The 25,147-nt window shown below is 61.6% G+C and carries 16 protein-coding genes; 7 read left to right on the forward strand and 9 right to left on the reverse strand.

Going from position 1 to position 25,147, the window contains the following annotated elements; genetic code table 11:
• Positions 1-7: 7 nt before the first annotated feature.
• Complete coding sequence (locus ACILSL_RS05670) at positions 8-2,404, reverse strand: DUF1592 domain-containing protein (RefSeq protein ID WP_395731027.1); 2,397 nt, start codon at positions 2,402-2,404, stop codon at positions 8-10.
• Between the two features lie 121 nt (positions 2,405-2,525).
• On the opposite strand from ACILSL_RS05670, the gene ACILSL_RS05675 reads away from it, so the two are divergent.
• Both ACILSL_RS05675 and ACILSL_RS05680 read left to right on the forward strand, forming a co-directional pair.
• Positions 2,526-4,499: an ATP-binding protein gene (locus tag ACILSL_RS05675; protein ID WP_395731028.1), complete on the forward strand. Its 1,974-nt coding sequence runs from the start codon at positions 2,526-2,528 to the stop codon at positions 4,497-4,499.
• Positions 4,492-5,133 carry a response regulator gene (locus tag ACILSL_RS05680; RefSeq protein ID WP_395731029.1) on the forward strand — a complete coding sequence of 214 codons (642 nt, stop codon included), beginning with the start codon at positions 4,492-4,494 and terminating at the stop codon, positions 5,131-5,133. Before ACILSL_RS05675 ends, ACILSL_RS05680 begins: the two co-directional genes overlap by 8 nt.
• Positions 5,134-5,269: 136 nt before the next feature.
• Here ACILSL_RS05680 and ACILSL_RS05685 read toward each other — a convergent pair whose 3' ends face one another.
• A complete protein-coding gene (locus ACILSL_RS05685) occupies positions 5,270-6,529 on the reverse strand; it encodes a GDSL-type esterase/lipase family protein (protein WP_395731030.1) in 1,260 nt (419 codons plus the stop codon).
• Here ACILSL_RS05685 and glgX point away from each other — a divergent pair.
• The 5 genes from glgX to asnB all read left to right on the forward strand — a co-directional run bounded on the left by glgX (position 6,528) and on the right by asnB (position 16,096).
• Positions 6,528-8,741, forward strand: coding sequence for a glycogen debranching protein GlgX (gene glgX, locus ACILSL_RS05690; protein WP_395731031.1), 2,214 nt, complete (start codon positions 6,528-6,530; stop codon positions 8,739-8,741). The two genes, ACILSL_RS05685 and glgX, sit on opposite strands and share 2 nt — an antisense overlap.
• Before the next feature lie 625 nt (positions 8,742-9,366).
• A complete protein-coding gene (murJ, locus tag ACILSL_RS05695) occupies positions 9,367-10,746 on the forward strand; it encodes a murein biosynthesis integral membrane protein MurJ (RefSeq protein WP_395731032.1) in 1,380 nt (459 codons plus the stop codon).
• On the forward strand, positions 10,743-12,023 hold the full coding sequence (locus ACILSL_RS05700) for an O-antigen ligase family protein (RefSeq protein ID WP_395731033.1): 1,281 nt from the start codon (positions 10,743-10,745) through the stop codon (positions 12,021-12,023). Before murJ ends, ACILSL_RS05700 begins: the two co-directional genes overlap by 4 nt.
• Positions 12,020-14,149 carry a glycosyltransferase gene (locus ACILSL_RS05705; protein WP_395731034.1) on the forward strand — a complete coding sequence of 710 codons (2,130 nt, stop codon included), beginning with the start codon at positions 12,020-12,022 and terminating at the stop codon, positions 14,147-14,149. The genes ACILSL_RS05700 and ACILSL_RS05705 overlap by 4 nt, the downstream gene beginning before the upstream one ends.
• A 3-nt stretch (positions 14,150-14,152) precedes the next feature.
• Entirely contained in the window at positions 14,153-16,096 is a 1,944-nt protein-coding gene (gene asnB / locus ACILSL_RS05710) for an asparagine synthase (glutamine-hydrolyzing) (protein WP_395731035.1), read from the forward strand.
• Positions 16,097-16,295: 199 nt separating this feature from the next.
• Here asnB and ACILSL_RS05715 read toward each other — a convergent pair whose 3' ends face one another.
• The 7 genes from ACILSL_RS05715 to acs form a co-directional block, all read right to left on the reverse strand.
• Positions 16,296-17,348, reverse strand: coding sequence for an acyltransferase family protein (locus ACILSL_RS05715; protein ID WP_395731036.1), 1,053 nt, complete (start codon positions 17,346-17,348; stop codon positions 16,296-16,298).
• The gene (locus tag ACILSL_RS05720) at positions 17,345-18,046 is read right to left on the reverse strand and encodes a GDSL-type esterase/lipase family protein (protein WP_395731037.1); all 702 of its coding nucleotides are present in this window, start codon (positions 18,044-18,046) and stop codon (positions 17,345-17,347) included. Before ACILSL_RS05720 ends, ACILSL_RS05715 begins: the two co-directional genes overlap by 4 nt.
• A gap of 58 nt (positions 18,047-18,104) precedes the next feature.
• Positions 18,105-19,250 carry a glycosyltransferase gene (locus ACILSL_RS05725; protein WP_395731038.1) on the reverse strand — a complete coding sequence of 382 codons (1,146 nt, stop codon included), beginning with the start codon at positions 19,248-19,250 and terminating at the stop codon, positions 18,105-18,107.
• Between the two features lie 163 nt (positions 19,251-19,413).
• Positions 19,414-20,214: an acyl-ACP--UDP-N-acetylglucosamine O-acyltransferase gene (lpxA, locus tag ACILSL_RS05730; protein WP_395731039.1), complete on the reverse strand. Its 801-nt coding sequence runs from the start codon at positions 20,212-20,214 to the stop codon at positions 19,414-19,416.
• An 18-nt stretch (positions 20,215-20,232) separates the two neighbouring features.
• Positions 20,233-21,552: a bifunctional UDP-3-O-[3-hydroxymyristoyl] N-acetylglucosamine deacetylase/3-hydroxyacyl-ACP dehydratase gene (locus ACILSL_RS05735; protein ID WP_395731040.1), complete on the reverse strand. Its 1,320-nt coding sequence runs from the start codon at positions 21,550-21,552 to the stop codon at positions 20,233-20,235.
• A 98-nt stretch (positions 21,553-21,650) separates the two neighbouring features.
• Complete coding sequence (locus ACILSL_RS05740; RefSeq protein ID WP_395731041.1) at positions 21,651-22,892, reverse strand: PQQ-binding-like beta-propeller repeat protein; 1,242 nt, start codon at positions 22,890-22,892, stop codon at positions 21,651-21,653.
• A 146-nt stretch (positions 22,893-23,038) separates the two neighbouring features.
• Positions 23,039-24,967 carry an acetate--CoA ligase gene (acs, locus tag ACILSL_RS05745; protein WP_395731063.1) on the reverse strand — a complete coding sequence of 643 codons (1,929 nt, stop codon included), beginning with the start codon at positions 24,965-24,967 and terminating at the stop codon, positions 23,039-23,041.
• Positions 24,968-25,147: the final 180 nt, after the last annotated feature.

The raw sequence follows: 25,147 nt of genomic DNA on the forward strand, positions 1-25,147 counted from the left end.
ATTTAGGTTAACGTTTCAAAAACAGCGGACTGGTGACGAGAGATTCAATGAGTGAGGCCAGCTTGTAGCCATCGGCCTTGGATGATTCGGTGATGCGCTTGAGCTCTTCGCGATCAGAGAAGGTCATGCCACGGCGCAGGGCGTAAGTGGCCAGCTTGTCCGTGAGAGCAGCGGCGAATTTATCCTGATCGTCGAGCAGGATCTTTTTCAAAGCGCCCGAGTCAGCAAAGGCACGCCCGTACGGCAGCACGCCGCTGGGGTCCAGCGCTGGGTTCTCTCCGGTGCCGTCCTTGATCGTCTCCACCGTGCGCCAGCGGCCGATGGCGTCGTAGTTGTCAAAGGCGATGCCCAGCGGGTCGATCTTGTTGTGGCAGGCGGTGCAGTTCGGGTCGGAGCGGTGCAGCTCCAGCTTTTCGCGCACGGTGGTCTTCTTCGCCTTCGCATCCGGCGTGCTCAGCGCAGGCACGTTGGCGGGTGGCGGCGGTGGCGGCCTGCCGATGATGGACTCCAGCATCCACACACCGCGATGCACCGGGCGATGCCGCGTGCCGTCGGAAGTAAGACTCAACACGGAAGCCTGAGTGAGCAATCCACCGCGGTGATCCTCCGGCTTCAGCACCACGCGCTGCAGTCGATCCCCACGAACGCCTTCGATGCCGTAGTGCATGGCCAGGCGCTCATTGATCATCGTCCAGTCGGAGTCGAGAAACTCGCGCAGGCTGCCGTTGCGCTTCAGCACCTCGTTAAAGAATCCCAGCGTCTCCGCCACCATGCTCTGCTCCAGGTTCTCGTCGTAGTCGGGATACAGCTCCTTGTCCGGCGGGAACATGCCCACCTTGCGCAGCTGCAGCCACTGGCGCGGGAAGCTGTCGGCAAACTCCTGCGACTTGGGATCGCGCAGCATGCGCTGCACTTCGGCACGCAGGGTTTTCGCATCGTGCAAACTCCCCTTCTTGGCAAGATCCAGCAGATGCTCATCCGGCATCGAGCTCCACAGGAAGTAAGACAGGCGCGAGGCGAGCTCGTAGTCGTTGAGCGTCGGCGCAGCCTTCGCCGCATCGCCCTCTTCCAGATAAAGAAAGCTCTTCGCGCACAGCACACCGATGAGACCGTTCTTCACCGCCACCTCAAACGAATCGCCCAGTTCCAGCGACTTCTCCACCGGCTTCATCAACCGCTCGATCTCCTTCGCCTGCACCGGCCTGCGCCACGCACGTGTGGCAAACTTCGTCAGGATTTCACGAGCGTCCTGGCTCACATAGATCTTCTGATGCGCCTGCGTCGGCCAGGAGTCCACGATGGGCCCGTCCCACTCCACGGTATCCACGATCAGTGTCGGCTGGATCGGCTTGAAGTCATCGTCCGTGAGCTTGAGCTGCCACGGCACACGGCTGCGTGTGTTGGTAAAGGCATTCGGCGTGCCGCTGTGGCGCGAGCGCCGCCCTTCGGGATTCGGCCCCGGCACGGAGTTGATGATGCGCACCGGATACTTGCCCGCCACCAGATGCACGCGCGCCTCCACAGTGATCGGCTTGTCTTCCGGTGCATCGATGTCCTGCTCGATCAACGTGGTGTTGATGCTCGACAGGTACACCTTCAGTCGCGGCGCTCGACCGCCTGCGGGGCGAAGGCCGCTGAGCTTCAGCCGCAGCAAGTAGTCGCCCGTGGTCTTGATCTCGATGTTCCAACTGTCCGTGGTGTAATTGCGCGGCACGATCTCGATGCGCACCTTGTCGGCGATTCCACGTGCTTGGTACTCCTCCTTGAAGCCTTTCCAGCGCATGTCGAAGGCCTCCCAGCGGATCACCTCGCGCTTCGGCTCCGGGCGCAAAGACAATGCTTCATCCAGAATCGCATCCGCAGCGGACAAATATTTCTCGATGTGCGCAGGCGAAAGCGTCAGCACGGAGCCGATGCGTTCAAAGCCTTTCCAATCCGGGTCCTCCGGCAGCCCGCTCGGAGCCTTCACGTCAAAGTTCACGCCCAGCAGATCGCGCACCGTATTGCCATACTCGTCACGCGTCAGCTTGCGAAAGGCCACACGCTCGCCAGCGGAGGACTGGCGCACGGTTTCGGCCTCACGCAGTTGCAGCAGGATCCAGTCGGCCACCTTGGAAATCTCCTCCGGCTTCGGCCTGGCTTCATCCTCCGGCGGCATGTCACCGGAGTTGATTCGGCTCATGATCTCCTCCCAGTGCCCCATGATCTTCGGCGACTGCAGATCCACGATGAGATTGTCCACGCGCAGATCCCCCTTCTGCTTCTTGGCACCGTGGCAGCTGTTGCAGTGCTGCTCAAAGAAGGGGCGCACGAGGCCGGTCAGATCACGCGATTCAGCCACCATGGCAGCATGGGAGGTCAGCAGTGTGGCAGCGGTCAGCGCAGGAAGCAGGAGGCGTGTCATCGGTCTGGAGTTCAAACGGTGCCCCGCAGAGCTTTGTGCACCTCCCCCGAATGTTCGGGGGACCCTGCGGCAACAGAAGCCGGTGGCACGGCCGTCCGCTCCTCGCTAGGCTCCCTGCACGGTGCGTCACCTCCTCCATCCATGCTTTGGCGTTCTCCTCATGCTGTGGGGCGGGAAGGCCCATGGCGAGCTCACATCATGGATTCCCGAAATGCGTGCGCTGGCTGCAGAACGCACGGCTTTGCAGGAAAAACTCAGCGCCATGCCCGCAGCGCCGGAGGTGCAGCTCACCCAGCGCCTAGGCTGGCACAGCGAGTACTCCTCCTCCCAGGACAAGGCCGAATGGGTGGAGCTGAATCTCGGGCAGGCGCAGCAGATTGATTCCGTGGTGCTCATCGCCCCGCCGCCCAATGGTGCAACCGTGGGCAAAGGCTATGGCTTTCCCATCCGCTTTTACGTGGAGCTGCTGGATGAAGGCGAGGACAATGAGCGCACCATCATCGCCGACCACACCGACGCCGATTTTCCCAATCCGGGCCTGCTCCCCGTGGTGATCCCCGCGGGCGGACGCATGGCGCAAAAGGTGCGCATCACCGCGACGCGCCTCTGCACCACGGGCGAACGCAGCTTCTGCGCTTTCGGCGAAGTGATGCTGCTGCAAGGGAACGAAAACCTCGGAGCACGGCTGGAGGCCATCGGGCCCAATGCCGTCAAAGCCAGCAGCAGCCAGGGCACCCGCCCCGACTGGGGCCGCATCAATCTGGTGGACGGCCACACTGTGCTCGGCCCGCCGCTGGGCACACGCCGCAGCCCCACGCTGGGCTTTCGCAGCGTGCCCACCAGCGAAGGCCGTCCCTACGACAACCCATGGGTGGAGATTGATCTCGGCACCGTCAGACCCATCGATGAGATCCGCTTCTTTCCCGCGCATCCGCCGCAGTTTGCGCACAGCCACGGCTACGGCTTTCCAGTGCAGTACAATGTGGAGCTGCGGGAGGAGGACAACGAAGAGCCTCGCCTCCTGTCCACGCCCCAGTCCGGCAGCTATGTGGCGCTTCCAGGAGACAATGTGGTCACGCTCGTCGGCGCGCACCGTGCACGGTTTGTGCGTTTGCAGGTGCTCGATCCCCATGTGAGCAACGGCTCCGTCGTGCTCTCCATGGCGGAGATGCAGATCTGGTCCGAAGGCAAAAACATCGCCACAGGCTGCGATGTGAACTCCCCCAATTCCACCGAACAAAACGGCTGGTCACGCGCCGCGCTGGTGGATGGCTTTGCCAGCGGTGCGGACATCGTGGACTGGCCCGGCTGGCTGGCGGCTCTCTCCCAGCGGCGCGAGGTGGAGCATCAGCTCGGAGTCATTGAGAAGAAGCGGGAAACCCTAACGCAGCAGTGGCAAAAGAATGCCCTGATGCTGCTCATCGGCGTGGCGGTGGCAGGCGTCATCATGCTGCTCCTCTGGCTGCAGCGTCAGCGCCGCATCCGGCGCGAGGAACTTGAACGCCTGCGCGAGCGCATCGCGCAGGATCTGCATGACGAGATCGGCAGCAGCCTCGGCAGCATCGCCCTCATCGCTCAGGATCTTCTCGCAGAGAGCGGCCAAAGCCCCCAGTCACGTGAAGACCTCACCGACATCAAAGACATCGCCGCAGAAACCGTGGACGCCATGCGCGACATCACACGCCTCATGCAGAGCGAGCGCTACGGCACGGACGACCTGCCCACCCTCCTGCGCGAAACCGCCGACCGCATGCTGCGCGGCATCCAGCACACCCTTGATCTCGATGACCATGCCCAGACCCGCCGCCTCTCCGTGGACCGCCAGCGCGACCTCATGCTGATGTTCAAGGAAGCCCTCCACAACATCACCCGTCATGCCGCCGCCACCGAGGTGCATATCACGCTCAAGCAGACGCACAACGACATCATCCTCACCCTCCGCGACAACGGCCACGGCTTCGACACTACCGCCAAACCCACCGGCATGGGCCTCACCAACCTGCACCGCCGTGCCGCCAAGCACCAAGGCCGCGCCGAAATCACTTCATCGCCCCAAGGCACCGTTTTAACCCTCACCCTGCCGCTTCATGCCTGACCCCATCCACCTCTGGATCATCGAAGATCACAAGACCTACGGCGAGCGTCTCGCCCGCGCCTTGAACCGTCTCAATGGCATCGCCTGCACGCAGCGCTTCACCGCCTGCGAGGACGCCTTTGCCGCGCTCGCCACGGAGCCTGCGCCGCAGGTGCTCCTGCTGGATGTCGGCCTGCCGGGCATGAACGGCATCGACGGCATCACACGCCTGCGCCAGCTCGCTCCAAATGCCGCCATCGTGATCCTCACCGTGTTTGAAGAGGACGACAAAATCTTCCGCGCCATCTGCGCCGGTGCCGCCGGGTATCTTTTAAAAACCTCCAACACCGAGGACATCGCCGCCGCCATCCGCAGCGCGGCCGCGGGCGGCTCCCCCATCAATCCCCACATCGCACGCCGCGTGCTGGAGATGTTTTCGAAAGCCAATGTGCCACAGAAGGACTACGGCCTCACCCCGCGTGAGCTGGACATTTTGAAGCTCCTCGTCAGCGGCAGCACCATCAAAGACGCCGCCGCCCAACTCGGCATCGGCTACTACACGGCGGACGAGTACATCCGTAGCGTGTACGTGAAGCTCCAGGTGCGCAGCCGTGGCAGCGCGATTGCCAAGGCCGTGAAGGAGGGGCTGGTGTAGAGCTTGGAACCTCGACAATCAAAAATCGATTGCTCGACAATCGTCAATCCTCCGGCTCTGCAATGACACATCCGTGCGGGATTGACGATTGCTGAACAAGGATTGTTGATTTTTGAAGCGCCATTCCTGCCCCCCGCTACTTCAAATATGGCCCCACCACGGCCTTCCAGATCACATACCCGTTGGCATTCATATGCAGCTGGTCCTGCACAAAGATGTCCGGTTTCGGTTTGCCATCAGGTCCCAGCATGTGTGGATACACATTGATGAACTGCAGCCGCTTGTCGGTCTTCGTGTACTCCTCCACCAGACGGCTGGCCTCGATCATCTTGTCGATCATGCTCCAGCGCTTCGGATTCGGCGCGTTCGAAATGTAGCAGATGCGGCACTCCGGCAGCGCGGCGTGCACCTTGGCCACGAAGGCTTTGAAATCCGTAAACACCCGCTGCGGGGTTTTACCGGCATTGATGTCGTTGCCACCGGCATACATCACCACCTGCCGTGGCTTGTACTTGATCACGGTCAGATGCGCATAGTTGAAGGAATCAAACACCTCGGAGCCGCCAAAGCCGCGGTTCATCACCGGCAGCCCGGGAAAATCCTCCGCCAGCGTCTTCCACTTCACAATGCTGGAGCTGCCCGTGAACACGATCGGATTCTCTGGCGGTGCCTTTTCCGCATCCCTCTTCGCAAAGGCCAGAATGTCCTCCTGCCAGCGAATGGCGGAGGTCACGACATCATACCCGGCTTCGCTAAAGTGGAGCTTGTCCTCCACATAAAGCTCAGGCCGGGGCTGGCCGTCCGCACCGAGCATTAAAGAGAACACATCAATGAAAACCACGCCCTTCTTTTCGCAGGACGCGGCAATGAGCGCATTCGCCTGCCTGACCTGCCCCACCTCGCTCCAGCGGGAGGGCGAAGGCGGAATGGAGATGAAGGAAATCGCAGTCTTTGGCAGCGTGGTGCGCACCTTCGTCACGAAGTCCTCAAATGCCGCCAGCACCTCCTCCGGCGTCTTTCCCGCATGCAGGTCATTGCCACCGGCATTGAGGTAAACCTGCTTCGGCTGGTATTTGATGACACAGCGGTCTGCGAAGAACGCCACATCACTGAGCTGCGAACCGCCAAAGCCGCGATTGAGCAGCGGCGTTTTCTTGAACCTCTCCGGCAGCGACTGCCAGCGGCGGATGTTCGAAGCCCCGACAAACACCGTCACATCCTTCGGCGGCGCTTTAGCGGCATCCTCCGCTTCAAAAGCCTGGATGGCCTTTTCAAACCGTGCCGGGTCTGCCGGTTTGAGGGCATGGGCCCATGAGGAGCAAAGAACAAGAAAAAGGACAAGAAAGTGGCGATAAATCATGGCGGCATGGCAAACGTTGTGCGTTGTGAGTCTCATGCAACCTTTGCTCACAAGCTTGAAACGCAAATTTGCCCGGACGGCCACGCCCCCCGCCCGTGCGGCCGCCCCAGCCTCCTCATTCCCTGTTTCATTCGAGATCAATGGTGAGCCGCTGACCCCGGGCGTCACGCTGCTGCGTGAAAGCACCCGCTTCGTGGTGCACTCCCGCCATGCCGTGGCCCTGGATCTCTGCCTCTACGATCCCAAGGAGCCCACCCGGGAGACCGCCCGGGTGCGCATGCAGCGCACCGAGTGCGATCTGTGGCATGCCACCGTGCACGGCGTCAAAGCGGGCACGCTGTACGGCTACCGCGCCCACGGCCCCTGGCTGCCTCAAAACGCGATGCGCTTCAATGCCAAGAAACTCATGCTGGACCCCTACGCCCGTGCCATCCATGGCACTCCGGACGAGGCCGAGCACATGCGCACTCGGCCCGATCCACGGCACTCCCTTGGCTGCATCGACAACGCGGCGCACGCTCTGAAAAGCGTGGTGATCGACGAATCCTTCGACTGGACGGGCGATGCCAAACCCCGTGTGCCCTGGCACGACACCGTGATCTGTGAGCTACATGTGAAAGGCTTCACCCAAACGCACCCGGACGTGCCGGCCATGCTGCGCGGCACCTACGCTGGTCTCGCGCATCCCGCCGTCACCTCCTACCTGCGGGATCTCGGCATCACCAGCGTGCAGCTTCTGCCGGTGCATCAGCATCTGAACGACGGCTTTCTGCTGGGCCGCGATCTCACCAACTACTGGGGCTACAACACCATCGGCTTCTTCGCCCCGCACAACACCTATGCCGCCTCCGCTGATCCGCAGGAGCAGGTGCGTGAGTTCAAGGCCATGGTCAAGGCCCTGCATGCCGCCGGCATCGAGGTCATCCTGGATGTCGTGTACAATCACACCGCCGAAGGCAATGAGCACGGCCCCTCCCTGATGTTTCGCGGACTCGACGATCACAGCTACTACCGGCATCAGTTTGGCGAGCACGGCGCGGACTATGTCAACGTCACCGGCTGTGGCAATTCGGTCGATTCCGCCAGCCTGCCCGCCCTGCGCCTCATCCTGGACAGCCTGCGCTACTGGGTCACGGAGATGCACGTCGATGGCTTCCGTTTTGACCTGGCCGTGACCGTGGCCCGGGATGAAAAGGACGGGTTCAACCGCCAGTCCCCCTTCCTCAGCGCCGTGGCGCAGGACCCCGTGCTCTCTCGCGTCAAGCTCATCGCCGAAGCCTGGGACATCTCCCGCATGGATAGCTATCAGGTGGGCAATTTCCCCGAACCCTGGCGCGAGCTCAACGGCAAATACCGCGACACCGTGCGCAGCTGGTGGCGCGGGGACTCCGGCTGCACCGCCGAGTTCGCCAAGCGTTTCTGCGGCAGCCAGGACGTCTTCGGCTGGAACCAGCGCCCGCCCCTGGCCAGCATCAATTTCCTCACCTCGCACGATGGCTTCACGCTGCTGGACCTCGTCAGCTACGCGGAAAAGCACAACGAAGCCAACAACGAGGACAATCGTGACGGCGACAGCAGCAACCACAGCACCAACTGCGGCGTGGAAGGCCCCACCACCGATCCCAAGGTGCTGCAAACTCGCGCACGCCTGCGCCGCGGCCTCATCGCCACGATGATGTGCTCCCTCGGTGTCCCCTTCATCACGGCTGGCGACGAACGCGGCCGCACCCAGCGCGGCAACAACAACGCCTATTGCCAGGACAGCGACATCAGCTGGATCGACTGGCACGACTGCGACGAAGAAATGCTCGCCTTCACCCGGCAGATGACCGCCTTCCGCCGCAGCCATGAAGTGTTTCGCCGCAGCAGCTATTTCGATGGCAAAGTCAATCCCGCCACCAGCCTGCGCGATGTCCTCTGGCTGGAATGCGATGGAACCCTGCTGCGCCATGAGGAATGGCATCAGGAGACCCGCCGCTGCTTTGGCGCATTGATGGGCGCCATGAGTGATTTCTCCAGCCCGCTGCTGCTCCTCTTCAACAACAGCGCCGAGCCGCAGCCTTTCACCCTCCCCGGAGGCGCGGACAATCTCTGGTCCCTCGTGTTCGACACCTCTTTGAGCCCTTCCTTCCCGGCCAGGCCGCCCTCCGGCCTGGCTGGCTCCCAAAACTACCCGCTGCTCGGCCAGGGAATCGTGTGCCTGACCCTGGCCGCCGGAGACCGCGAAAAGCTGGAACCGAAGCTCTGAGACCAGTCGCGAATGCCAGCGGAGGGGGGGATCATCCTGCCCCCCATCTAAAGCGCTAAAGATATATGGCGTTTTCCAAAATGGATTTCCGGAAAGCGGCACATGGAGACGCTCGGCGGCGGCTTGAGGACAAGCCGCTCCCCACCAAGCTCGCTGCCACGAAGTGGTATCAAGTATCAACCGGCATCAAAACGGCATCATAGATACCAATACCAACCCCCGACGGGAAATACCAGCGGGGTTTGCCAGGCAGATCTTCTCCGCCCCGTTGGCAGGTTTTAAAACCTCGGCACCGCCGGCGCTTTGCGTGTTGGACTGCGCAAAAGGTCCGCCGTCCTTGTCGTGGTCGATAGACGGGAACGCGGCACCCACTTATTTCGAGAGGGACTTCTTTGGAGAGCCTGCGATGCGCGGCTGCATAGCGAAGCTCGCCTCACAGCCCCGCCTGCCACGGACCTTTCCCCACCCGCCTACATCTCATTCCGACGCGCCTACGGCCTTTAAACCGCGCTTTACCCCCTGCAAGAGACCGGGGAAAAAAGCACTCATCTGCCACCTGAATCCCCCCTAAATATCCCGACCTCAAGTTTGCTCAATCGTTTTATGGTGTTTATAGTTTAGTGGAATGCCTGCAATTCGTCTCGCCCTGCCAGCCCCCCTTCGTGCCTTGCTCGCACGCGGGGCCGGGTCGGCCATGGTCTCAGGCTTTCTGCTGGTGGCCCTGCTCACGATGGTCGGCAAGATCGTCGCCTTCGCCAAGGACGCCCTCGTCGCAAACAAGCTCGGCACCGCAGGCGAGCTGGATGCCTTCATGCTCGTCTTCGGCTTTTACACCTTCATCGGCTCGGTGCTCGGCGGCGGCATTCCCGAATCCTTCGTGCCCGCCTACGCCGAACTGCGCGAGCGCCGAGGCCTGCGCCGGGCCTATCGCCTGGGGATTCAGAGTGTCGCATCGCATTTCACCGCCCTGCTGATCTGCGGCGGCCTGCTGGCCCTGGCGGCCCCCTCGGTGGTCGCATGGACGACGAAAGGCTTTGAGCCGGCCAAACAGGCGCTCGCCGTGAGCCTGCTGCGCGGATTGCTGCCCTTCCTCCTCTGCTTTGGCGTGGCCCAGCACCTCGGCGCGTGGCTGCGGGCCGGGAAGACCTTTCTGCTGGCGGCCTCCGCACCGATGCTCGTCCCCCTCGGCATCGTCATCGCACTGCTGCTCGCTGGAAAACAGGTGAATGCCTGGACGCTCGTTTCCGGCACGGTCTGGGGCGCGGTGGCGCATCTTTCGGTGCTGCTGGTGGCCATCCTCCGCCGTCTGCCGCGCCGCCTGAGCTGGTGGCGCTGCTCGCTGCGCCACCGGGAGCCGGGACTGCGCGTGGTGCTGCGCAATGCTCTTCCTTTCCTCATCGGCGGCGTCGCCTTTGGCAGTGCGGCAGTCGTCGATCAAACGATGGCCGCATGGCTCGCAGCCGGCTCCGTGGCCGTGCTAGGGTATTCGGAAAAAGTGTGCGCTATCGTACTCGCCGTCACCGCCGGGCCTGCCTCAGATGTGCTCTTCCCCCACTTCGCCGAGCTCGTGGCACAGCGCGATTGGAACGGTCTGCGCAAGCGGCTCTTCACCAGTGCCGGGATCATCTTCAGCGCCTCGCTGCCCATGACGCTGGTCTTGTGCTTCTTTGCCCCCTGGATCGTCCGCATCCTGTTTGAACGCGGAGCCTTCGGGCCGCAGGACACTCAGCGTGTGGCCGAGGTGCTTCGCTACGCGGCCTTCCAGATTCCCTTCTACATTCTCGGCACCGTGGCCGCACGTATCGTCATCTCTCTGCAGGCATCGCGCTACATGCTCGCTATCGCCTTCAGCGCTCTCTTCCTCAATGCTTCGCTCAACTGGCTCTTCATGCGCCACCTCGGGGCTGCGGGCATCGCGCTCTCCACCACCATCGTGCACTGCATCTGCGCCTTCGCCACCTGCGCCACCTGCCTGCTGGTGATCCGCCGAAAGGAGGCCGCATGAACGCCGCGCCCGCCGCCCCCATGATGCCGCCCTTCATGCAGGCCGCCGCGAAACGCCACGAGCGCTTGGTGAAGCTGCTCCTCCTCGCCGCGCTCGCGCTGCTGGTGCCATCCATGACCAAAGCCCTCTACTGGGCGGATGGCGCGGGTGTCATCCCCTTCAAACCGCGCGACTACACCCTGCTCACGCTCGCCGCCGCCGGAGTGATGTCACTGCTGAACAAGCCCAGCATCTGCCCACCCGCTTTTTTGATGCTCATCGTGCCGCTGCTGCGCGTGCTGGATGCCGCCTTTCTTCAACGCTTCACCATCACGGCATTGGGAGATCACAGCATCGTCGTGATGTCCCTGCTTTCCAATTTCCTCGTGACCTTCACCACCGTGCTGCTGCTTTCCACAGAGCCCTGGCGTCGCGTGGCCATGTGGGCCGCCGTTTGCACGGCCGTACTCTCTGCAGGCTGCGTGTACTACGAATGGCTGGGCTTCCGCGCCTTCACGCGCATCCCAGGCCGCATGGCCGGCTTTCCGGACGATCCCAATGACCCGCCGATCATCATCACACTGATGCTCTCGGTCATCTTCACGCTGAATCCCCGCTTCTGGTGGAACGTTATGCTCATCGGCTTCGTCTCGCCCGCCATCGCCCTCACTCTCAGCCGCAGCGGCATGGCGGTGTACTCCTGCCTGATGCTCTGCTACATCATCGGGAATTTGCGCAGGCACTTCATGGGCATGCTGCTTGTCGTCGTCATCAGCGTTCCCCTCGCGATCGGTGGCGTGGCGATTCTGGCCCAGTCCTCCACCAAGGTCGGGATCATGACCAACAAGGACACGACGGATCGTCTCAAGGCCATCTACGAACTCGACTTCGAGCGCATCAAATCCCCCGAACGCGGCAAGGATCTGCAGGACGGCTGGGAGGCCGTCGGTAAAAAACCTCTGTGGGGTCATGGCACCGGCGCGGGCACCAGCATCTGGAAGCCGCACAATCAAATCGTCTCCCTCTGGATCGACATAGGCATCCCCGGCGTGCTGCTCTACATCGGCGGACTGCTGGTGCTGACCATCCGCTGTTTCCTGGTCAAGATGCGTGGTTTCTACTGCCTCGTCCCGCTGTGGCTCTTCATCCCCTGCAGCCAGATTCTTGTGGAATCCCCGCACTACTGGTTCGCCGCCGCCGTGTGCTGCAATCTGGTATACACCGGACGCTTCCGCCTCGTGCTCTCCGCTCCACCCAAGGCACAGGCCACGCCTCACTCCCCGCTGCCGCAGCCATGAAGATCGCCTTCATCATTCGTGATCTAGGCCACGGCGGCGCCCAGCGCCAGCTCGTGCTGCTCGCGGGTGGTCTTGTCAAAGAGGGCCACGACGTCAGCGTGCTGCATTTCTACGATGGCCCCTTTCGTGCGAAACTCGAAGCCGCCGGAGTGCAGACCATCTGCATTGGCAAAAAGAGCCGCTGGGATCTCGCCGGCTTTTTCATCCGTCTCATCAAAGCAGCACGCAGCCTCCGCCCCGAGGTGCTCCATGGCTACCTTGCGGAGTCCAATCTCATGGCTCTGTTTCTGAAGCCCTTCTGCGGCTTCCCGCGCATCGTCTGGGGCGTGCGTGATTCCCAATCCGACGCGCATCTCTGGGGCATGCTCAGCAAGGCCAGCTTCCGCCTGAACTGCCTCCTCGCACGCTTCGTCGATCTCATCCTCTGCAACTCGCAGGCCGGACGCGACTACTACGCCGACCGTGGTTATCCGCTCAAAAGGATGCACGTCATTCCCAACGGCATCGACACCGAACGCTTCAAGCCGCAGCAGCGCACGCCGAACAAGGAGCTCACCTTCGGCCTTGTCGGGCGCATGAATCCGATGAAGGACATCGCCACCTTCCTCCATGCGGCCGCGCTGGATCCACATGCCAGGTTCATCATCGTCGGCTCCGGTGATGCCGCCTACGAGCAGCAGATGCGTGACCTCGCCACCCGCCTCGGACTTAACGATCGTCTGACCTGGCTGTCCGCGCAGAATGACATGCCCGCCGTCTATGCGAAGTTCGACTGCCTGGTGAATTCCAGTGCCTTTGGCGAAGGCTTCTCCAATGTCATCGGCGAGGCCATGGCCTGCGGCGTGCCCTGCATCGCCAGCAACGTGGGCGACAGCGCCTGGATCATCGGCGACAAAACGCAAATCTTCCCCGTGGGAGATCACGCCGCACTCGCCCAGTGCATGCTCTCCTTCCACCCGCACAACCCACGCCAGCGCATCGTGGATGAATTCAGCGTGGCCAGGCTCATCGAGCGCACCAGCCGCCTGCTTTCCAAAAAAGTGCTCTGGCTCACCACCGGCCTCGGCAGCGGTGGCGCGGAAATGATGCTGGTCCAGCTCATCCGTGGCCTGCCGCAGTTCCAGCATGTCGTCATCTCCCTCACCGCAGGCGGCAAGCACGCCACCGCTTTGCGCGAGGCCGGCATCGAAGTCCACAGCCTCGACATGCCCGCTGGCAAGCCCACGCTGAGCTCCCTCTGGCGCTTGTTCAAAGTGGTCCGGCAGACCCGCGCGGATGTGCTCATGGGCTGGATGTACCATGGCTGCTTCGCCGCCGTGCTCGCACGTTTCATGCGTTTCAAACGCGTGCCCATCATCTGGAACGTGCGCCAGAGCCTCTACGATCTGAAGCACGAAAAGCGCGGCTCCGCACTCGTCATCCGCGCCCTCGCCAAACTGGCCTGGCTGCCGCAGCGCATCACCTACAATACGCAGACGGGCGCCCGGCAGCACGAAGCCATCGGCTTCCGCGCCAGCAAGACACAACTCATCCCGAACGGCTTTGACCTCGCCAAATGGCAGCCCGGCAAGCCCGTCCCCGGACGCATCGGGCGCTTTGGCCGCAACGCTCCCATGAAGGATTACGCCACCTTCATCGCCGCAGCGAAACTCATCAGCCAGCAGCGGCCAGACACCCAGTTCATCATCGTCGGTGCAGACACCGAAACACTGGACGTCCCGGCAAACATCCAGATCCTCGGCGAGCGCCACGATCTGCCCGAGCTCACCGCCTCGCTCAACATCGCCGTGTCGTCCTCCGCCTTTGGTGAAGGCTTCCCCAACGTCGTCGGCGAAGCCATGGCCTGCGCCGTTCCCGTCGTTGCTACTGACATCGGCGACACCCGCTGGGTCACAGGAGATTCCGGCCACCTGGTGCCGCCGGGCGATCCTGCAGCACTTGCACAAGCCTGCATTGAAATGCTCGATTCTGGTATCATGCAGGATCCCGCCGCACGCACCCGCATTGAGCAGCAGTTCTCCATCGAAAGCGTCCTGCAAAAATTCGCCGCTTTGTTAAATTCAGCCTCCGCAGTTCCCGCAGCCACGGTGCCGCATCCACTCGCCACTCCCCTTCCCCAACCCTGACCCATGTGCGGCATCGCTGGTTTCTTCAATCCTCCCTCCGCGTGCCCATCGCACGAGATGAACGCCATTGTCACCGCCATGACGGACGCCATCATCCTGCGTGGCCCGGATGACGCCGGTGCCTGGGTGGACTCAGCCAGCGGCATCGCTCTGGGCCATCGCCGCCTTTCCATTCTCGATCTCTCACCGCTCGGCCATCAGCCAATGAACAGCGCGGACGGGCGCTTTGTCATCGTGTTCAATGGCGAGATCTACAACTTCCAAGATCTGCGCGCCGAACTCGAACCCCTCGGCCATACCTGGCGCGGCCACTCCGACACCGAGATCATGCTGGCCGCCTTTTGCCATTGGGGTGTCGTGGCAGCCACCCAACGCTTCAATGGCATGTTTGCCTTCGCCGTGTGGGACAAACAGGAGCGCATGCTGCATCTCGCCCGCGATCGCATGGGCGAAAAGCCGCTCTACTACGGCTGGATCGGCGAAACCTTCGTCTTCGCCTCCGAGTTGAAAGCCATCCAGCGCTTCCCCGGCTTCAACGCCGCCGTGGACCGTGAGGCCCTCACGTCACTGCTGCGCTTCAACTACATCCCAGATCCGCTCTGCATTTATCAGGGTTTCAAAAAGCTGCCGCCTGCTGCAATACTGAGCTTCAAAGCTCCCTCCGAACGCCCGCAACCCGGCTGCTACTGGAGCCTGCCGCACGTCGTCGAGCGCGGCCTCGACCATCCCTTCACCGGCACCGAGACCGAAGCCATCGACACCTTTGAGTCCATGCTCAAGAAAGCCGTGGGCATGCGCATGATCTCCGACGTGCCTCTCGGTGCCTTCCTCAGCGGTGGCATCGACTCCTCCCTCATTGTGGCGATGATGCAGAAGCAAAGCGAGCGCCCCGTGCGAACCTTCACCATCGGTTTTCACGAAAAGCAGTACAACGAAGCCGAAATCGCCAAGAGCGTGGCCAAACACCTCGGCACCGAACACACCGAAATGTACGTCACCGGTGAGGACGCGCTGAATGTCATTCCGCAACTGCCCGCGCTCTACGATGAACCCTTTGCCGACTACTCGCAGATCCCCACTCACCTCGTCTGCAAGATGGCGAAGCAGCACGTCACCGTGGCCCTCAGCGGTGATGCCGGAGACGAACTATTCGGCGGCTACGAACGCTACGCCATGGGCCGCAGCCTCCACAGCAAGTTCGCCTGGATGCCACCCGCGATGAAGAAGGCAGCCGCAGCCGCACTCACCCTCATGCCGGCGGGCGTGATGAACAGCATCGGCGCCATGTTCCTGCCCAAGAGCAAGCGCCACATTCCTGTCGGTGATAAATTGCACAAGCTCGCGGAAGTCGTCGCCGCCCCAGGCATGGAGTCGCTCTATCTCACACTCATGTCCTACTGGAAAAAGCCCACGGACATCGTCATCGACGGCAAAGATCCTGTCACCGCCATCACCAACACCAAGGCATGGCCTCGCGTGAGTGACTTCACCCACCGCATGATGTACCTCGACATGGAGACCTACCTGCCCGGCGACATCCTCACCAAAGTGGACCGCGCCGCCATGGGCGTCAGTCTCGAAGGCCGCATCCCTTTGCTCGACACCAACTTGATCGAGTTCGCCTGGACCATCCCGTATTCCATGAAGGTCCGCGACGGCAAAGGCAAATGGCTCATGCGCGAAACGCTCTACCGCCACGTCCCCAAGGCCATGATCGACCGTCCCAAGCAGGGCTTTGGCATCCCTCTGGAAATCTGGCTGCGCGGCCCCCTTCGCGATTGGGCGGAGGATCTGCTCAGCGAGTCCCGCCTGAAACGTGAAGGCTTCTTCCATCCCGCCCCCATCCGCCAAAAATGGCAGGAACACCTCAGCAGCACCCGCAACTGGCACTTCTACCTCTGGGACATTCTCATGTTTCAGGCATGGCTGCAGGCGCAGAAGGCCTGAGCTCCAATGCAGCCAAGGAGCGCGGACCTCCGAGTCCGCAGCACGTGATTCACGGTAGGGATGTGCAGATTCAAAACAAACGCCTCTAGCCCTTCGGCTCTCGGCGCGGAGGACGAAACAGGGGAACTGCGGAGCCCCATGCATTTGCGGTATGCTGCGGGCTCGGAGGCCCGCGCTCCACGAGCCCATTTGCCCCCCATCACGTAAACCTCTTCATCCTCTCCCTCACCCACCTCATCGACGGCCTCTCAATACACACCGAGATCACCCAGGCCAGCGTCACCATCGCAGCCACCGTCACGCCCAGACGCAGCCACGCCGAATCCGTCACACCACCCAGAGCATTCAGCAGCACCAGCCCGATGTTTTGATGAATGAGATACAGCGGGTACGAAATCGCCCCCAGAAACACCAGCGGCTTCGCATTGAGAAAAGGCAGCCACCCCGTCGTCGCCAGATGCAGTAGCAACGCAAATCCAACGACAAACGCAAAGTGCAGCGGAAACGCCGACTTCCAAAACGCCAGCGCCCCACATGCCACCAGCACCAGCGTATGCCCCAGGCTCCACGCCCGCCGGCGGTGCGAATCATACAAAATCATGCCGACGCCAAACAGATGAATGTAGTCGAGGCTGGTCACCGCCTTGATCTTCCCTGTCAGCCCATAAACCAACGACTCCGGCTCCCCATAAGTCAGCACCCCATGCGCCGCCGCCGCAGTCGCCAGCCAGAGCAGCAGCACCGGCACCGTCCATTTCTTGAAAGCCCCCATGCGATGAAGAACAAGCATGGCCACGTAAAACAAGATCTCAAACTCCAACGACCAGTACGCGCCATCAATCATCTGCGCACGCGCAAAGCGTGGCAGCATCGTGATGTTCCAAAGTGCATCACGCTGCGTGACCTCCATCCCCGACAGACCATAAATTTCCGTCACCAGCAACGTGATGGCCGCACAGGCCCAGAACGTCGGATACAAACGCGAAAATCGCCCCACCGCGAAGTGCATCACCGACCTCGCACGATCCAGCGTCATGAAAATGACAAAGCCGCTGATCATGAAAAACAGATCCACCCCGGTTCCACCATACGGAAACTCGAACGGCGGGTCATACAGATGAAACCACGATTGCTCAAACGCCCAGTTCTTAGCGATGCCGCTGGTGAAATGAAACAGGATGACCGCCATGGCTGCGATGCCGCGCAAAGCATCCAGTTCAGCAATTCGCAGCGTGGGATTGATCGGCTTCATGGCAGGGCGGCAGGCAGTTTGAGCACAGGCGTGAGTTCACGAGTCAGCACGACGTAGCCCGCCTTGGAGAGATGCAGATGATCCTCCTGATACAGCTGCACTCGCTGGTTGCCGTCCGGTTCCAAAAATGCGGCTGAAAAATCCAAGAACTCCACCTTGTTCCGACCATCGAGCTTTTTGAGCCCCCGATTGATTTCCGCAATCCAAGGCCGAATCGGCGATGCCGCCTCATACACCGGCAGCAACCCGAGCAGCACAATCCGCGTCGTCGGATGCCTCGCATGAACACGCTCCACAATGGTTTCAATCCCACGCGCCGTATCAGCAGCGCTGAAGTGCCGCCAGAAGTTGTTGATGCCGATCATGAGCACCACCGTCTCAGGTGCGGGTCCGTCCAGAATGCCATGCTCAATGCGCCACAGCACATGCTGCGGCCCCTCGCCCCCAATACCAAAATTCAGCGCCTGTGCAGGTGCGATGCGCCTCTGCCAGACCTCCTTGTCCCAGCTCTCCGTGAGCGAATCGCCGATGAAAATGAGTTTCGCCTGCGCCTCCTTCATCGTCTCCGCCTGCTGCTTCACCACACCTGCCCAGTAGGCCGTGCCATCCCGCATCGCCGGCTCCCACGGCACCTCCGCCGCATGAACCGACACAGCGGCAAGGCAGAACAACCCCAGAAGATGTCGGAACAATGACATGGAAGCCGAAAAGCTAAGCGCCTGCGCTCCCGAGATCAAGCCGCGTGGCGCGCAGCTCTCAGGAAGCGGAGACTTTTTGCTCATACTCCCGCACAATCGCCCCGAAACACGCCTCCTGGCTGAACCTCGACTCCGCGATCTGCCGGTGATTCGAAGCCCTCCCCTGCCCGCAATCCTGCGCCCATTGCCCGATCACCTTCGCAAACCCATCCACATCCTCTTTCCCCGCCGACCAGCAGTGCGACAGCCCCATCTCCATGAAGTCATTGTTTCCAGGCACCCGGCTCAAAATCACCGGCAGATCACAAGCCAGCGCCTCCAGCACCGCAAAGGACAGCCCTTCATAGCGTGAGGTCAGGATCATCCCATCCAGCGCCTGATAAAACGACAACGGCTCCGACAAGTAAGTCTGGCGAACAATCCGCTCACGAATGCCCAGCTCATCAGCAAGCGCCGCACACTCAGCCGAAAGCTCGCCCTCCCCCAGATGATACAGCCACAGCTCGGGCCTTTGTTGGCAGGCTTTGGCAAACGCGTGATACAGCGTCAGCGGGTCCTTTTGAAACGCCAGCCGTCCCACCGACCCCAGCAGGATGGCATCTTCTGGCACTCCGAGAGAGGCACGAATCTCCTTCCGCTTCGCTACATCTGCAGGCCGAAACCGCGCACAATCCACAGGGTTCGCAATCAATCGCAGCCGCACCTGCGGAATCTTCAAAGTGTTCCGCGCAAAAGCTCGCTCTCCCTCAGACAAGTTGATCGTCGTGCCAATACGTCCGAGCACCGCCTCCACCGCATTGAACACCCGGGACTTCATCCCACCCTTGCCAGAGAGACCGTAATACGCATGCGGCGTGTAGAAAACCGGCTGCCACACACCGAGCCACACCAGCGCGCGCGCCAGCGCCCCCGCCTTGGAACTGTGCGCATGGATCACATCCGGCCGCGCCTCCCTCACCAGCCTGCGCAGCTTCAGCAGCGCCCTCACATCACCCGGGCCGGGTGCATTGCTCACCGCGAGATTCACCGTCCTGCCACCCGCTGCGGCAACCTTCGCCACCAGCTGCGTCAGCCGGTCCGAACCCCGCACATCCGAATACGCCAGATGAACGCGATGATCACGCTCCATCAAAAACGACGCCAGCGCCTCGACGTGCCGGAACACGCCATCCACTCCAGGCTCGGTGACTAATAAGATTTGCATCGAAGAAAGCCACTCTAGCACGACTCACCGCCCACACGAAAGCAAGGATACAGCCAAAGTAGCCTTGTTGCTGTGCAACAAGGGCGGCCCCGCCTCGCCCACATCTCACAGCACTCCAGGCGCTGGCGCCTGCCACGCGCACCCCTGTTCCGCAGGAACAGCGCTACTCTTCCTCCGCCTCGGCTTTGCCGCCGAAGATGATCCCGCGCTTCGTGCTGGCCACGAAATCCGTAAAAGCCGCCGCTTCAGGCGAAAGCTCCCCGCCACGCAGCTCCTCCACGGCCTGGGCGTTGTTCAGCCCGCTCCGATACACTTTTCGAAACGCCTCACGCAGGGAGCGCATCTGCTCACGGGTGAAACCCGCGCGCTGCAGACCGACGATGTTCAAGCCCCGCGCACGCGCCGGATTGCCATCCGCCGTGCAGAAAGGCGGGATGTCCTGCACCACTTTGGCGCAGCCGCCGATGATCGAGCGCGTGCCGATGCGGCAAAACTGATGCACCGCCGTGAGCCCGCCGATGATGACGTGGTCCCCAACGACCACATGCCCGGCCAGCGTGCCGTTGTTGGAAAAGATGACGTGATTCCCCACGATGCAGTCATGCGCGATGTGCACGTAGGAGAGAAAATTGTTATGGCTGCCGATCACCGTCTTGTCTCCGGCGGAGGTGGCGCGGTGCACGGAGCAAAACTCACGGAAGGTGTTGTTGTCCCCCACTTCCAGCCAGGTCGGCTCGGCGCTGTATTTCAAATCCTGCGTCTGCTGCCCGATGGAGCCGTAGGCGAAGAATTTGTTGTTCTTCCCGATCTTCGACGGCCCCATCACCGTCACATGGTGCTGGAGCCAGCAGCCATCTCCCAGTTCCACGTCCGCCCCAATGATGCAATACGGACCAATGTGGACATCCGCACCGATCTTGGCGGTCGGATCAATGATGGCGGTCGGGTGAATCGAGGCGGGCATGCGTCAACAATCTAACTTTTAGCGATCCACCACGCTGAACATCAGCTCAGCCTCGGAAACGACCTGCCCGTTGACGCTGCAACGGCCAATGCCGCTGGCGATGCTGCGCTTGGTCTTGAGGATTTCCGTTTCGATGAGGAGCGTGTCGCCCGGCAGCACCGGCCTGCGCCACTTCACATTGTTGGCGCTCATGAAGTAGCCGATCTTGCCCTGGTTCCCAGGCATGCGCAGCAGCACGATGCTGGCCACCTGCGCCATCGCCTCAAGCTGCAGCACGCCGGGCATGATCGGATGGCCGGGGAAATGCCCCTGGAAATACGGCTCGTTGATCGTGACATTCTTGATGCCCGTGCACTTCGATTCGCCTTCGAATCCGATGATGCGGTCCACCAGCAGGAAGGGATAGCGGTGCGGCAGGATGTTCATCACCTCGTTGATGTCGAGGACGGCCTCGCCACCGGGAATGTGCACCGGCGCCGGCACCATGCTGCGCATCTGGTTGTACTGCGCCACGATGGCGCGGGCCAGTTCCGTGTTCGGCCCATGCCCCGGACGCACCGCAATAACGTGCCCCTGGATGCGCTTGCCGGAGAGCATCAAGTCTCCCACGATGTCGAGAATCTTGTGCCGGACGAACTCGTCCGCAAAGCGCAGTGGCTGCTTCGAGAGCAGCGTGTCCCCACGAATGACGACCGCCGCCTCCAGCGTACCGCCCTTGATGAGTCCCTTCTCCATCAGCGGAGCGATGTCCTCATAGTACACAAAGGTACGCGCCGCCGCGATTTCCTTCTCGTAGGTCTCCGGATTGATCTCGGTGCTGAAATACTGCGTGAAGCGTCCGCCCGGGCCCACATTGGTGCAGGAGATGCGGAACTTCTTGTCGGGAACAATGGTCAGGATCGTGCCGTCGCGCGTTTCCTGGTAGATCGGCTCACGCACTTCGAAAACCTTGCGCGCCTCCTTTTGCTCCTGCAGCCCGGCGGACTTGATCAACTCCACAAAGGGCATCGAGCTCCCGTCAGCAATGGGCGGCTCATTGGCATCCATCTCGATGATCGCATTGTCCACGCCCATGCCCGCGAGTGCGGAGATCACGTGCTCGACGGTATGCACATTGACCCCGCCCTCGGCAATCGTTGTAGCACGCTCCACTTTCTGGACTTTCTCGACCAGCGCCGGGATGAAGGGCTTGTCCTCCAGATCCATGCGGCGGAATTTGAACCCAAAGTTCTCCGGAGCGGGTTGGAGGGTGAGAGTAACCTGTTCGCCGGTATGCAGCGAGGTGCCCGTCATCGAGACGGACTTGGCGAGTGTGTGCTGACGGTCTGAGGCGGCCATAGTCGGGAGCGCCCTCGTTAGCGTTGCGCCCCCGCAGGGTCAAAGGGAAATACAGAGCCTGCACCTCCCCTTTGCAGGCTAATCCCGACTCCCCTCCTCTACTTCTTCCCAATGCACCACAGGTGCTTGTAGCCCCGGATGAAAAGCTGGCCGTCGCTCACGGCGATGGAGCCAATGATTTTCTCCCCCAGTGAATTCGTCGCCAGCAGTTCGAATTTTGGGCTGGCCTTAAACACGAAGCAATCACCGATCTGGTTCGCCGCATAGCATTTGCCGTCCGCGCTCAGCACCAGCGAAGACCAGTTGTTCCCCTTGAGTCGCTCCTGAAACACCATCGCCCCCGTCTTGAGGTCCCGGCATTCGACAATCCCGCCATCACTCAGGATGTAATGATAGCCGTCATGCACCACCCCGCTGCCAATGCGCTGACTCACCTTCGGCAGGTGCCAGACACGGTTCTTCTCGGTCACATCTCCATCCCCCCCGGTCTTCACCGCCAGCGCCGCACCGCCGTAGCCGCTCATGGCGATCATCACCCCATCGGCAAACAACGGCGAATTGTAGACGAGGTCGGTCAGGCCACCCGAAGTCCACAGCTCCTTGCCCGTCTGCGGATCAAAGGCACAGGCGCGACGGGGGTAGCTCATCAGCAGTTCCTCCCGTGACCCGACCTTGCGCAGCAGCGGATCTGCCCATGAACCCAGCCACTTCTTGTCCGCACCTTCTCCGGAGGCGCCGCCCGGCTCCTTGTGCTGCCAGATCGTTTTACCTGTCTTTTTGTCAAAGCAGTACATCACCGTGTTCTCCCCGGGCCCGAAGTTCAGAAACACCCGGTCCCCCGCCAGCACTGGCGATGTCCCGTTGCCCCAGATGTGGTGCTGCTTGCCCAGGTCCGTGCGCTTCCACAGCTCCTTGCCATTCATGTCATAGCAAAACACACCCGCCGAGGCGAAGAACACGATCACGCGCTCCCCATCCGTCGCCGGTGAAGCCGCGCAGTAAGGATTCGTGGCATGCGTCAGCTCCGGCTCACGGTAGATCGTGCCCGCCTCCCAGAGCTGCTTGCCTGTTTTTTTATCAAAGCACAGCAGCAGCCGCTTTCCTTCCTTCTCAATCGCCTGCGTCACCAGCACCCTATCCCCCCACACCACCGGCGTCGAGTTCCCCCGCTCCGGCAGCGCCACCTTCCACACCACGTTCTCATTCTGACTCCACTTCTCCGGCAGCCTCGACTCCACCGTGCTGCCATCTCCGTTCGCTCCGCGCCACATCGGCCAGTTCTCGGCATGCAGCGAGGCTAACGAACAAAAGGCAAGGACCAGCGGGAGCGTATGTTTCATGGTGGTTGGATAAGTTGGCACGACATGAAAACGTCGATCAAGGAGGATTCATGTCATTCTGGCCGCATGATCTCCATGGCATAAAAAAAGAAAGCACCACCTGCTGGTGGTGCTTTCCCAGTGATCGAATCGCCCTGTCTCTCGGATCAGTCTTCCCCACCCGCAGCAAGCTGCGCGATGACGTTGATGTCCTCCAGCGTCGTTGTGTCGCCTTTGATCAGTTCGCCGGCGGCGATCTGCTTCAGGAGGCGGCGCATGATCTTGCCAGAGCGCGTCTTCGGCAGCGCCGCAGCAAAGCGAACCTCGTCCGGAGTGGCCACCGGGCCGATGACTTTGCGGACGTGCTTCTTCAGCTCTTCGGCGAGTTCGCGGCTGGACTTGATGCCTTCCTTCACGGTCACAAAGCACACCACGCCCTGTCCCTTCATCTCATCAGGGCGGCCCACCACAGCGGCTTCCGCCACGGCAGGATGGGACACGAGGGCGCTTTCCACTTCAGCGGTGCCGAGGCGATGACCCGCCACGTTGAGCACGTCGTCGATGCGGCCGATGATCCAGAAGTTGCCCTGCTTGTCACGGCGGGCTCCGTCACCGGCAAAGTACCAGCCTTTGAACTCGCCCCAGTACGCGTCCTGGTAGCGCTTCTTGTCGCCCCAGATGCCGCGCAGCATGGACGGCCATGGCTTGCGGATGACCAGCTTGCCCTGCTCATTGACGCCGACCTCTTTGCCAAGGTCATCGACGATGGCGGCATCCACCCCGAAGAACGGCAGCGTGGCGGTGCCTGGGGTTGTCGGTGTGGCACCCGGTAACGGCGTGATCATATGGCCGCCAGTTTCCGTCTGCCACCAGGTGTCCACGATGGGGCATCTGCCGCCGCCAACTTTGTTGTGGTACCACATCCACGCTTCAGGATTGATTGGCTCACCCACGGTGCCCAGCAGGCGCAGGCTGCTGAGGTCATGCTTCTTCAGCCAGTCATCACCCCACTTCATGAAGGCGCGGATCGCCGTCGGCGCGGTGTAGAACACCGTCACGGCGTATTCTTCGATGACCTTCCAGAAGCGGTCGTTCTCAGGCCAGTTCGGAGCACCTTCAAACATGAGCGAGGTGGCACCCAAAGCGAGCGGGCCATAGACCATGTAGGTGTGTCCGGTCACCCAGCCGATGTCGGCGGTGCACCAGTACACATCGTCGTCGCGCAGGTCGAAGACGTATTTGCAGGTCATCTGCGCGTGTAGCAAATAGCCGGCGGTGGTGTGCAGAATGCCCTTCGGCTTGCCGGTGCTGCCGCTGGTGTAAAGAATGAACAAAGGCGATTCCGCGTCCATCGCCATCGCCGCGCAGCGTGCGTCCACGTATTCGAGTTCACGGTGCCACCACACGTCACGGCCCTCTTCGATGTGAATATCCTGACCCGTGCGCTTGTACACGATCACCGTCTCCACAGGCGTGTCCTTCGCCTTGAGCGCGTCATCCACATTCTTCTTCAGAGGCACCACGGCACCACGGCGGTAGCCGCCATCAGCGGTGATGATGATCTTCGCGCCGCAGTCAATCACACGGTCCTTGATCGACTCGGCGCTGAAGCCGCCGAAGATCACGCTGTGCATCGCGCCGATGCGGGTGCAGGCCAGCATGGCGATGGCTGCCTCAGGAATCATCGGCATGTAAATGATGACGCGATCACCCTTTTTGACCTTGTGGCGCTTCAGCACATTGGCAAAACGGCAGACTTCGCGGTGGAGCTGCTGGTAGGTCAGCACACGCTTTTCTCCGGGCTCACCTTCCCAGATCAGTGCGGCCTTGGTCTTGCGCGGGCCGTCCAGATGGCGGTCGAGGCAGTTTTCGCTGACATTGAGCTTGCCGCCGATGAACCACTTGGCGTTCGGGCATTTCCAGTCGAGCACCTTCGTGAAGGGCTTCGTCCAGTGCAGTTCCTTGGCCTCACGCCCGAAGAACTTGTCCGGATGCTTGATCGACTCCTCATGCATCTTCTTGTACTGCGCCATCGAGCTGATGCGGGCTTTCTTCGAAAACTCAGCGCTCGGTTTAAACACCCGGCTTTCGGTCATCAGGGATTTGGAATTGCTGGCTGCCTTGGCGGCAGTTTTGACAGCTTTTTTCGGGGCGGTTTTGGCGGCGGCTTTCTTGCTCATGGCTGGTTGGGGTCGGCGATTGGGAGGCGCAGATTAGAAACCGGAGCCGCCCGCGTGCAAGGTGAAGCTGCATCTACACGCTCTTGGGAGGCGAAC

The organism is Prosthecobacter sp. (genome assembly GCF_044222345.1).
Lineage (GTDB): Bacteria > Verrucomicrobiota > Verrucomicrobiia > Verrucomicrobiales > Verrucomicrobiaceae > Prosthecobacter.

Bases quoted from the DNA above. Each gene is read 5' to 3' on its own strand.
- ACILSL_RS05725 (WP_395731038.1), bottom strand. From the start codon at position 19,250: ATGCAAATCTTATTAGTCACCGAGCCTGGAGTGGATGGCGTGTTCCGG.
- asnB (WP_395731035.1), top strand. From the start codon at position 14,153: ATGTGCGGCATCGCTGGTTTCTTCAATCCTCCCTCCGCGTGCCCATCG.
- glgX (WP_395731031.1), top strand. From the start codon at position 6,528: ATGCAACCTTTGCTCACAAGCTTGAAACGCAAATTTGCCCGGACGGCC.
- ACILSL_RS05670 (WP_395731027.1), bottom strand. From the start codon at position 2,404: ATGACACGCCTCCTGCTTCCTGCGCTGACCGCTGCCACACTGCTGACC.
- ACILSL_RS05680 (WP_395731029.1), top strand. From the start codon at position 4,492: ATGCCTGACCCCATCCACCTCTGGATCATCGAAGATCACAAGACCTAC.
- ACILSL_RS05685 (WP_395731030.1), bottom strand. From the start codon at position 6,529: ATGAGACTCACAACGCACAACGTTTGCCATGCCGCCATGATTTATCGC.
- ACILSL_RS05720 (WP_395731037.1), bottom strand. From the start codon at position 18,046: ATGTCATTGTTCCGACATCTTCTGGGGTTGTTCTGCCTTGCCGCTGTG.
- ACILSL_RS05740 (WP_395731041.1), bottom strand. From the start codon at position 22,892: ATGAAACATACGCTCCCGCTGGTCCTTGCCTTTTGTTCGTTAGCCTCG.
- acs (WP_395731063.1), bottom strand. From the start codon at position 24,967: ATGACCGAAAGCCGGGTGTTTAAACCGAGCGCTGAGTTTTCGAAGAAA.
- ACILSL_RS05705 (WP_395731034.1), top strand. From the start codon at position 12,020: ATGAAGATCGCCTTCATCATTCGTGATCTAGGCCACGGCGGCGCCCAG.
- ACILSL_RS05700 (WP_395731033.1), top strand. From the start codon at position 10,743: ATGAACGCCGCGCCCGCCGCCCCCATGATGCCGCCCTTCATGCAGGCC.
- ACILSL_RS05735 (WP_395731040.1), bottom strand. From the start codon at position 21,552: ATGGCCGCCTCAGACCGTCAGCACACACTCGCCAAGTCCGTCTCGATG.
- ACILSL_RS05715 (WP_395731036.1), bottom strand. From the start codon at position 17,348: ATGAAGCCGATCAATCCCACGCTGCGAATTGCTGAACTGGATGCTTTG.
- lpxA (WP_395731039.1), bottom strand. From the start codon at position 20,214: ATGCCCGCCTCGATTCACCCGACCGCCATCATTGATCCGACCGCCAAG.
- murJ (WP_395731032.1), top strand. From the start codon at position 9,367: ATGCCTGCAATTCGTCTCGCCCTGCCAGCCCCCCTTCGTGCCTTGCTC.